The 11,063-nt window shown below is 54.0% G+C and carries 2 protein-coding genes; both read right to left on the reverse strand.

Annotated features, from left to right (window positions below):
* Nucleotides 1-22 precede the first annotated feature (22 nt).
* Entirely contained in the window at nt 23-5,287 is a 5,265-nt protein-coding gene (locus tag ABD949_RS04345) for a carbohydrate-binding protein (protein ID WP_345240948.1), read from the reverse strand.
* Between the two features lie 471 nt (nt 5,288-5,758).
* The gene (locus ABD949_RS04350; protein WP_345240950.1) at nt 5,759-11,038 is read right to left on the reverse strand and encodes a carbohydrate-binding protein; all 5,280 of its coding nucleotides are present in this window, start codon (nt 11,036-11,038) and stop codon (nt 5,759-5,761) included.
* Between the last annotated feature and the right edge of the window lie 25 nt (nt 11,039-11,063).

An 11,063-nucleotide genomic window follows, 5' to 3' on the forward strand; every position in this document is an offset into this window, starting at 1 on the left:
TTTCAAGCTTTTAAAGACAGCCTTAGTTCACCTTTAGTACTTTGCGGGTAACCCGCTCAGCCCCCTGTTTTACCTCCACAAGGTAGAGGCCAGCCGGCAGCGAAGCGATATTCAGGCTCGTACTGAAAGCCGTTGCGGTCTTGGCAACGCTAACTTGCTGGGAAATACGGCCCAAAGCCGCATCCAGCACCCGTATCTGCACCTCAGTCTGCTGCTCATTCTGGAAACTGATATTGACCTGGGCTGCTGTTGGGTTGGGGTACACCTGTACAGCGCTTAAACCACTCGATTCCTGCGTGGCCCCCACCCGAGCGGGCGGAAGGCCCGACATGACAAATACCGGTGTCTCCGTGACAGCTACCTTCACCTTACCCCCTTGGGTCTGTACCTGCTGCACCTCCATGGCATCACTGCCCGCCTTTGGCTTGTAGATAGTCCCACTCGCTGCATTACCCAGATCCAGCGTGTACTCTCCGGTACGGCCTTTCTCATCAGGGATCATCAACACGTACAGCGACTGCCCATTGTAGCTGTAGCGGTCCACTAAAGGATCACTCGACAAGGTCTGCTGGTAGCGGTACTCCCCAAACAGCTTGTTGACCTGATAGAGGTAATCAGCCGCCGGACGACGACTGAAGCTACCCTCATTGGCCAGGCCTGACGAGGCATACTGACTGGCCGAGTTGCTGTTGTCATCGTAGAGTTGGTAGAAGAACAGCTTGTCGATGCCATTGCGGGCGTAGAGCAGGGCCGTGCGCAGGATCCAGTCAGCCTGCGTCTCCAGAGCTGATTTGCTGCCGATAGGAATCGCTTTAAGCGGGCTGCTCTGATGAACATCGTAGCCGGCTTCGGTAATCCACACCGGCATGCCTCTGAGCTGCTCATGAGCCACCTGCACATAGCCTTTGGCATCTTGTCCCGCCGGGGAAAGTTCCGGAGCAGAGCCCCGACTGTCAACGCTGCTAAAGGTATAGTAGTGGTAGTTGATCACATCCCAGCAGACATTCACGCTGCCGTCAGCCCGGTAGCCCCGGTGCTCTTTGCACCAGTCGATCATACCCTTCACGTAATCTTTGCTGGTGCAGATACCGGCGATGACCACCTGCACGGAGGGATCAGCATTTTTAACACCCACGGCTGGTCCCATGCTGTTTTTGTGGCCGTCGTAGAAGGCCGACAGGTTGGCGGCATATTCGCGGGCGGTCTGGTAGGCAGGCCGGCCTTCCCACCACTTGTCCCGCTCATTGTCGCACTCAATGTACTTGACCACGCCCATACCCACTTTCAGGGTATTACTCCCTGCAACCTTCAGCAAGCTGCGGTCTACGTTGGGATTGCTGCCATAGCGGGCGATGTACTGAAAGCCCACTTTGGCCTGCTCAATATAAGAGCGGGGATCAGCATAGTCTTTGCCGTAGCGTACCGGTACACCCAAAGGATTTTTCTGCCCATCCGGGTAGGTATTTACCAGCCAGCCGGGCAGAGTCTTCAGGTCAGCCAGCACCTCAATGCCTTCGGCTTTGCAGCGCTCGTAGATGGCATCGAAGTTCCAGCCGCCACTTTGCGTCGGGTTAAAGGTGTAGACTCCCTCTGACGGCTCGATCCGATCCCAGTCCATGTAGTGGCGAACGCCGGTGAAATTCTTGATCACATTTAGTTTCGGCTCACTAAGCTGCCAGGGTGTATTCCCATCCTGAAAGTTCCACTCGTAGACGTTGACACCAAACATATCCTTGAGCCGCACGGGTTTGGCCGGAGCCGGCGTAGGCGGATTGGTGGGCGCTTTGTAGGTGCCGTAGAACTCAATCTCCGTCGGGTACAGGTTCCACATGTTCAGCACCAGATACCGGGCATTATGAATAGGAGTCTTCAAATCGAACGTAGTCACCTGGTTGGGATCAGGTCCCGTCCAGCCGTAGGTCACACCGGTAAACGTAGCTACCGGAATACGGTTCCATTGCGCGTCGATGATGGACAGGGTCATAGGCTTACCCGGATCATAGCCGTAGCCGTCGAAGAACTTAATGGCCGACAGGGTGATCTCCTCCCCATCGAGCAGCGGGTAGTACGCTTCGTAATTATCCACCACTTTACTACCCTGGATCTGAACGCCTACATCCGCGTTACCATCGAAGAACCCGGCCAGCGTATTGGTGTTTGTGTTAAGCTGGTACCAGCGCTGAGCGTCAATCGGTATTTTTTGGCCGTTACTTGGTGCAGCCGGATTGCTTACCACCTGGGTCTGCGTTACAGCGGCAGCCGGTTTAAAGTGAATATTGCCGGCCTGCGAAGCCGTAATGGTAGCCGTTCCTATGCCAACGACCGTGGCTATCCATTTGCCGCTGCTGTTAGAGACGGAGATCACTCCCGGATTGGAAGAAACGTAGGTAATAGGGGTTTCTCTATTGGTGCTGGTGGCTCCCAGGGCAAACGGTACATCCCCAATGGCTTTATTTGGCAAAGGCGCGAAGGTAATCACCGACTCCTGCCAGGCCGGACCCGTTCCTTCGTTGGCAGCCTCAAACCAGTTAAAATTCCACATACTGGCCGTTACATACAACCGCAGCGTCTGGTTACCCGCCGGCAGATTGACGGTGGTACTGGTAGTAGTCCAGGTTTGCCAGCCGCCGGTAACAGGCAGATCAATGGTTTTTAATACCTCACCCGAAACCGTTCTGAGCTGGGCCTGTCCGCCAAACCCGGCTACCCGCATGTTAAAAGTATATGTGCCGGCAGCAGCAACGTTAACATTATAGTCGAACCAGTCTCCTGTATCAATCCAGCCGATGTTCTGACCGCCCCCCGCATCTCCCGTATTTTCGGTAGCAATGCCCTGCATGGCATCAAAACTTTCGGCTTCAATGCGTCCCGGCAGCGGCTTAAACGAACCTGGTGCGGGTTTTACCGTCTGGACCCGTACGACACTAGTTGCGGGTTTGTACCGGCTGTTTCCCTCCTGCGAAGCCGTAATGTTGGCCGTTCCGGCAGTCAGGGGAGTTGCCCGCCAACTTCCGCTGGAAAAGGCAACCGATACCACCGCTGGGTTGGAGGAGGTATAGGTAATGGGCATCTCGGTATTGCTACTTGTAGCCGTCAAGATAAAAGAAGCCTCACCTACAGTCTTATCCGCCAGTGGGACAAAGGAGATAATCGATTCCAGGGTAGCCGACGGTGCCTGCGGATTGACCACTTCAAACCAGTTAAGGTTCCAGTTAGGATTAACGCAGAAGATTCGAAGGGTTTGTTCTCCTGCCTTCAACGTTAGGGTTGTGCTAAGTGTGGTCCAGGTTTGCCAGCCGCCAGTGTCGGGCATGTCGATAATTTTCAGTATCTCACCCGCTCCGGTCTGCAACTGAATGCGTCCGCCATACCCGGACCCCCGCACGCTGAAGGTATAGGTACCCGCAGCTGCCACATTGACCCGGTACTCCATCCAGTCATTCGAATCTACCCAACCCACGTTCTGCCCTCCACCGGCATCCCCGGTATTCTCGGTTAAGATGCCCTGCATGGCATCATAATGCTCCGCTTCAATCCGGCCCGGCAGGGGTTTGGCCGCCGTTTGACCGACTACCTGCGCCTGCGCGACATCAACCGCTGGCTTATACGTGTTATTACCAGCCTGAGAAGCAATAATACTCGCCGTACCAACTGCTAAGGGCGTTGCCTTCCAGGTACCACTGACGTTAGAGACCGATACGATACCCGGATTAGACGAAGAAAACCTTATGGGTATTTCAGGATTAGTACTGGAAGCCACCAGCTCAAAAGCGGCACCGCCGACAGTTCGGCCCGGCAGAGCCCCAAAGCTGATCACCGATTCCTGCGAAGCCGACGGGCTCCCACCCCCGGTCACCTCAAACCAGTTGATGTTCCAGTTCCCACTGACCACCTCAAGGCGCAGGGTCTGGCTACCTGCCTTCAGCGCAACCGGAGTGCTAATGGTGGTCCAGGTTTGCCAGCCGCCCGTGTTAGGCAGGGAAATAGTTTTCAGCACCTCACCGGTAGCGGTGCGTAGCTGTATCTGTCCGCCAAAACCTGCCACCCGTACATTCAGGGTATAATTTACGGCGGCAGCGACATCCACATAATAATCCATCCAGTCGCCGGCATCGGTCCAACCCACATTCTGCCCCCCGCCGGTATCTTCTGTTCCCTGCACGCCAATCCCCTGCATGGCGCTGTAGTGTTCAGCTTCGATGCGTCCCGGCAGTGCTTTAGGAGCCGGGCCCCTGATCACCTGCGTCTGTATAGCATCGGCAGCCGGCTTATACCGGGTATTGCCCGCCTGCGATGCAGTGATGGTGGCCGTACCGGCCCCGACTACCGTAGCCATCCACTTCCCGCTAGCGTTGGAAACGGCAACAATGCCGTCGTTAGACGACCGGAAGGTAATCGGCATTTCCGTATTGGTACTGCTGGCTGTCAATTCAAAAGCAGCATCGCCGGTTTTTCTCTCGGAAAGCGGAACGAACGTGATGACCGATTCAAGCGAGGCAGCAGGATTGCCCCCGCTCACTACTTCAAACCAGTTAATATTCCAGCCACCGTTGACGATATAAAGCCGCAGCGTCTGACTACCAGCCGATAGAGATATCTCTTTGCTAATAGTTGCCCAGGTTTGCCAGCCGCCGGTCGTAGGCATGTCTACGGTAGCCAGCATCTGACCGGAAGCCGTACGCAGTTGCACCTGTCCGCCAAAACCCGCTACCCTTAGGTTTAACGTGTAGCTACCAGCCGCTGCCACATCAACGGCATAGTCCATCCAGTCGCCGGTGTCGGTCCAGCCTACATTCTGTCCACCACCCGAATCAGAGGTCCCTTCATTGCCGACTCCCTGCATAGCCTCATAATTTTCGGCCTCGATGCGACCCGGCAGCGACCTGCCTGAAACAGCTGGCGGATTTGATCCGGCCACTACCTCAAACCAGTTGAGGTTCCAGCCGCCGTTGACGATGTAAAGCCGCAGGGTCTGGCTACCGGCCGGCAATGATACTGTAGTGCTGACGGTGGTCCAGGTTTGCCAGCCACCCGTTGTTGGCAATTTAACGGTGGTCAGTACGTTGCCGGAGGCTGTTTGCAACTGCACCTGTCCGCCAGAGCCGGCTACCCGTAGATTCAGCGTATATACCCCCGCTACAACATCAACCTTATAGTCCACCCAATCTCCGGCGTCGGTCCAGCCCACATTCTGCCCTCCGCCGGTATCTGCCGTCCCTTCGGTGCCGATGCCGTGCATCATGTCATAGGCTTCGGCTTCGATACGGCCCGGTAAGGGTCTATTCAACAAAGCGCCTGTAAAGGGAGCTCGCCCAATTTTAATTGAAGATGAAAATTTCGATCCCGTTGCAGCATTCCGTTTGTTATCGCTCGGTGTGCTGTATGCTTCCTGTTGGATAAAGAAGAAAAAAGTACCTAAAACCAGAAGACTGGTTAATAAAGGTCTCATCATAAAGAACATGAATTAATAAGCTACGTGCAGGTAATATGATCTGTTGTAAAAAGGGGCAAAACGAATAGGCTATAAAACAGTTAGCCACTGTGAATACATTGGCTATTTTTTTACCGTTAAATAACAAAATTTGGCAAATGTATGGGTTCACATCCAAGCTCACAACACATAAAAAGACATATGTACCTGCTTTAAGCTTGTTTTAATTATTTATAACCAAGTCTTCAACGGTTACAACAGTAGCATAAAAACAGAGAAGGCCACGGATCTACCACAGCCTTCTCAATTCTTAAAGATTCAAAAATACTACTGCACTTTAACAATTTTCCGGAATACTTTATGCACTCCCTGGCTTACTTCCACAATGTAGAGCCCGGTTGGTAAAGCAGATACATCAATACTGGTATTAAAGCCAGGAGTAAGCTTTTCTGCGCTAACCTGCCTATAGACCCGACCCAAAGCCGCATCCAGCACCCGTATCTGCACTGGTGTCTGCTGATCATTCTGGAAACTGATATTTACCTGCCCTACCGTTGGGTTGGGGTACACCTGCAGAGTACTTAAAGCACTTGTTTCCTGCGCCACACCCACCCGGGCGGGCGGAAGGCCCGACATGACAAACACAGGTGTTTCGGTGACGGCTACCTTCAGCTTTCCCCCCTGGGTCTGTACCTGCTGCACCTCCATGGCATCACTGCCTACCTTGGGCTTGTAGATGGTCGCACTTGCTGCATTACCCAGATCCAGCGTGTACTCTCCGGTACGGCCTTTCTCATCAGGGATCATCAACACGTACAGCGACTGCCCATTGTAGCTGTAGCGGTCCACTAAAGGATCACTCGACAAGGTCTGCTGGTAGCGGTACTCCCCAAACAGCTTGTTGACCTGATAGAGGTAATCAGCCGCCGGACGACGACTGAAGCTACCCTCATTGGCCAGGCCTGACGAGGCATACTGACTGGCCGAGTTGCTGTTGTCATCGTAGAGTTGGTAGAAGAACAGCTTGTCGATGCCATTGCGGGCGTAGAGCAGGGCCGTGCGCAGGATCCAGTCGGCCTGCGTCTCCAGAGCTGATTTGCTGCCGATGGGAATCGCCTTGAGCGGGCTACCCTGATGAACATCGTAGCCGGCTTCGGTAATCCACACCGGCATGCCTCTGAGCTGCTCATGAGCCACCTGCACATAGCCTTTGGCATCTTGTCCCGCCGGGGAAAGTTCCGGAGCAGAGCCCCGACTGTCAACGCTGCTAAAGGTATAGTAGTGGTAGTTGATCACATCCCAGCAGACATTCACGCTGCCGTCAGCCCGGTAGCCCCGGTGCTCTTTGCACCAGTCGATCATGCCCTTCACGTAATCTTTGCTGGTGCAGATACCGGCGATGACCACCTGCACGGAGGGGTCAGCATTTTTAACACCCACGGCTGGTCCCATGCTGTTTTTGTGACCATCGTAGAAGGCCGACAGGTTGGCGGCATATTCGCGGGCGGTCTGGTAGGCAGGCCGGCCTTCCCACCACTTGTCCCGCTCATTGTCGCACTCAATGTACTTGACCACGCCCATGCCTATTTTGAGCGTATTACCATTGGCTAATTTCAACAGGCTAGGATCTACGTTGGGATTGCTGCCATAGCGGGCGATGTACTGAAAGCCCACTTTGGCCTGCTCAATATAAGAGCGGGGATCAGCATAGTCTTTGCCGTAACGCACTGGTACCCCAGTCGGATTTCGTTGTCCATCCGGATAGGTATCGAGCAACCAGCCGGGCAGGGTCTTCAGGTCAGCCAGCACTTCAATGCCTTCGGCTTTGCAGCGCTCGTAGATGGCGTCGTAGTGCCAACCTCCGCTCTGCGTCGGGTTAAAGGTGTAAAAGCCTTCATTGGTCTCTATGCGTTCCCAGTCCATGTAATGGCGAATGCCGGTGAAATTTTTGATCACACCCATTTTGGCTTCGTTGATCTGCCAGGGTGTATTCCCATCCTGAAAGTTCCACTCGTAGACGTTGACACCAAACATATCCTTGAGCCGCACAGGCTTGGCCGGAGCTGGTGTGGGCGGATTGGTGGGCGCTTTGTAGATGCCGTAGAACTCAATCTCCGTCGGGTACAGGTTCCACATGTTCAGCACCAGATACCGGGCACCACTGATGGGCGTGTTCAGGTCAAAAACTGTCAGTTTATTGGGGTCCGGTCCGGTCCAGCCATAAGTTACACCAGTAAACGTAGCCACCGGTATGCGGTTCCATTGTGCATCGATGATGGACAGCGTTACAGGTTTACCCGGATCATAGCCGTAACCGTCGAAGAACTTAATGGCCGACAGGGTGATCTCCTCCCCATCGAGCAGCGGATAATAGGCCTCGTAATTATCTACTACCTTAGTCCCCTGCACCTGCACGCCCACATCGGTATTGCCGTCAAAAAATCCGGCTAACGTATTGGTCGTACTGTTAAGCTGATACCAGCGGTGGGCACTCACCGGAATCTTTTGCCCTGCCGGAGGGGCCGGATTGTTCACGACCTGAGTCTGCATCACATCGGCAGCCGGCTTGTAGCGGATGTTTCCAGCCTGCGAAGCAGTAATCTGAGCAGTACCCACACCGACCACGGTGGCCATCCAATTGCCGCTACTGTTTGACACCGATATTACTCCTTCATTCGACGAAAAATAGGTAATTGGAGTTTCAGGATTGGTGCTGGTAGCCGTCAGATCAAAAGGCACGTCCCCTATTGTTTTAACCGGCAGCGGATTGAACGTAATAACTGATTCCAGGTTAGCCGAGGGAGTGCCTTCGGTTACGGCTTCGAACCAGTTGAAGTTCCACTGACCACTTACGGCATGAATGCGTAGGATCTGCCGACCAGCGGGCAGAGACACCGGCGTACCGAATGTCGTCCAGGTCTCCCAGCCACCAGTAGCAGGTATATCGATTGTATTTATAACCTCACCGCTAACCTTGCGCAGCTGAATTTGTCCGCCAAAACCCGCTACCCGCATCCGGAATGTGTATGTAGCTGCTGAAGCTACCTCAATGTTATAATCAATCCAGTCATTTGGGTCAATCCATCCGACGAGAAGTCCCCCGCCGGCATCCGTTGTGGGTGACAGCGTAATACCCTGCATTGCATCATAACGTTCGGCCTCGACCCGGCCGGGAATCGGTTTGAACGATGTAGGGTTGGGATTTACTACCTGAGTTTGGGCTATGCTGGCAGCCGCGGTGTACTTTGTATTGCCAGCCTGTGAAGCTGTAATAACAGCCGTACCGGCCGTAAGGGGGGTAGCTTTCCAGGTCACGCCTGAGTACGACAGGGAAACTACCGCCGGATTCGAAGAGGTGTAGGTGATAGGCATTTCCAGATTAGTACTGGTAGCTGTTAGTTCATAAGCTGCTTCACCAGCATTTTTTGCAGGAAGCGCATTGAAACTGATCACCGCCTGCGTTGCCCCCGGCGTATTGGCCGGATTGTAGATTTCAAACCAGTTAAGATTCCAAAGTCCGGCAACCGAGAAAATGCGGACAATCTGGGTACCGGCATTCAGGGAAATAGTGGTCGTCAGCGTCGTGTAGGTTTGCCAGTTTTCGGTGATGGGCATGTCAATAGCCTTCAACACTTCTCCGGTAGCCGTCCTGAATTCAATTCGTCCCCCGTAGCCAGCCGCCCGGATATTAAGTGTGTAGGTGCCCGTTGCCGCCACGTTGACATTGTAATCCAGCCAGTCATTGGCATCGGTCCAGCCCACATTCTGCCCTCCGCCGGCAACATCTCCAGTATTTTCCGTCAGAATACCCTGCATCGCATCGTAACGTTCAGCTTCAATCCGGCCCGGTATGGGTTTAGCCTGACCAGCCTTCACCACCTGAGTTTGCATCACGTCCGCAGCTGCTCTGTACTTGCCGTTACCAGCTTGTGAAGCAGTAATGGTAGCGGTACCCATGGCTACGGGTGTTGCTATCCAACTGCCGCTGGCGTTGGATACAGAGACAACACCCGGATTCGAAGAGGAAAACGTAATCGGTGTTTCCGGATTATTGCTGCTTGCTACCAGGGCGTAGGGAGGATCCCCTGCGGCCTTCTCCGGTAGGGCATTAAAAGTAATGACAGACTGAATAAGCTCAGGAGCCGGCTTCACCACCTGGGTCTGTACCACATCGGTAGCCGCCTTGAAGGTTGCGTTACCGGCTTGTGAAGCGGTGATAGTGGCGGTTCCGGCCGCCAGCGGTGTTGCCCGCCACTGACCATTCGAATTGGCAACAGAAACCACCGCCTGATTGGAAGAACTAAACGTAATGGGCGTCTCCGTATTATTACTGGTAGCTACTAAGGTAAATGGTGGCTCTCCAGCGGTTCTCTCCGCCAGGGCTCCAAATTGAATGACCGATTGCACACTACCCTCATTAACCACCTCAAACCAGTTCAGGTTGAATCCACTCTGACTGATATGGATTCGCAGGGTCTGGTTCCCCGCCGACAGCGAAATTCCTGTGTTTATTGTCGTCCAGGCTTGCCAGCCTCCCGTTGTCGGCAAATCAACCGTTTTAATGACAACGCCATTAGCCGTCCGGAACTGAATTTGTCCGCCAAAACCCGCTACCCTCAACCGGAGAATATAGTTATTTGTCGACGCTACATTAACATGGTAATCCAGCCAGTCACCGGCATCGGTCCAACCTACATTCTGGCCACCGCCTTCATCAGCAGTGCTCTCGGCGGCTATACCCTGCATCGCATCAAAGCTTTCAGCTTCGATTTTTCCGGGTAGAGGCCTATACGCCGTAGCGGGGTTAACCGTTTGAACCCGCACCACATCAGCCGCCGGCTTGTAGTTGGTGCTGCCTGCCTGCGAAGCCGTGATATTGGCGGTACCCGCGGCCACCACCGTGGCCATCCACTTGCCGGTGCTGTTGCTCACCGATACTACGCCCGAATTGGATGAACTAAAGGTAATCGGTGTATCAGTGTTGTTACTGGTGGCTACCAGTTCAAAGGCCGCATCGCCTACGGTCTTATCGGCTAAAGCACCGAAGGTAATGACAGATTGGATCGGCTCAGGGTAGCTATCAGGAGTCGCTACTTCAAACCAGTTGAGATTCCAGCCTCCCTGAACTATATGAATACGTATTGTCTGACTTCCTCCTGATAACGATATTGGTATACTGGTTGTGAGCCAGGTTTGCCAGCCCCCTGTAGCCGGAATATCAACAGCCTTTATTACCTGACCTGTAGCTGTTCGCAATTCCATGCGCCCACCTTGTCCAGCTACACGCACCCGGAACGTATATGTACCGGTAGAGGCTACAGTAACATTATAATCCATCCAGTCATTTGGGTCCAGCCAGCCTACATATTGTCCACCCCCTGTGTCCGTTGAACCGTCCAGGGCAACGCCCTGTATGGCATCATAACTCTCTGCCTCTATCTTACCGGGAAGGGGCTTGTATCCATTTATAGGTGCCGCCTTCACCACCTGAGCCTGCACTACATCGGTAGCTGCCCGGTAGCTGGGGCTGGCCGCCTGTGAAGCGGTGATGTTGGCCGTACCGGCCGATACAATAGTGGCCAGCCACTTGCCCGTGCTGTTGCTCACACTGACCACAGCCGGGTTAGAGCTG

The organism is Nibrella saemangeumensis, assembly GCF_039541915.1.
Taxonomy (GTDB): Bacteria; Bacteroidota; Bacteroidia; order Cytophagales; family Spirosomataceae; genus Nibrella; species Nibrella saemangeumensis.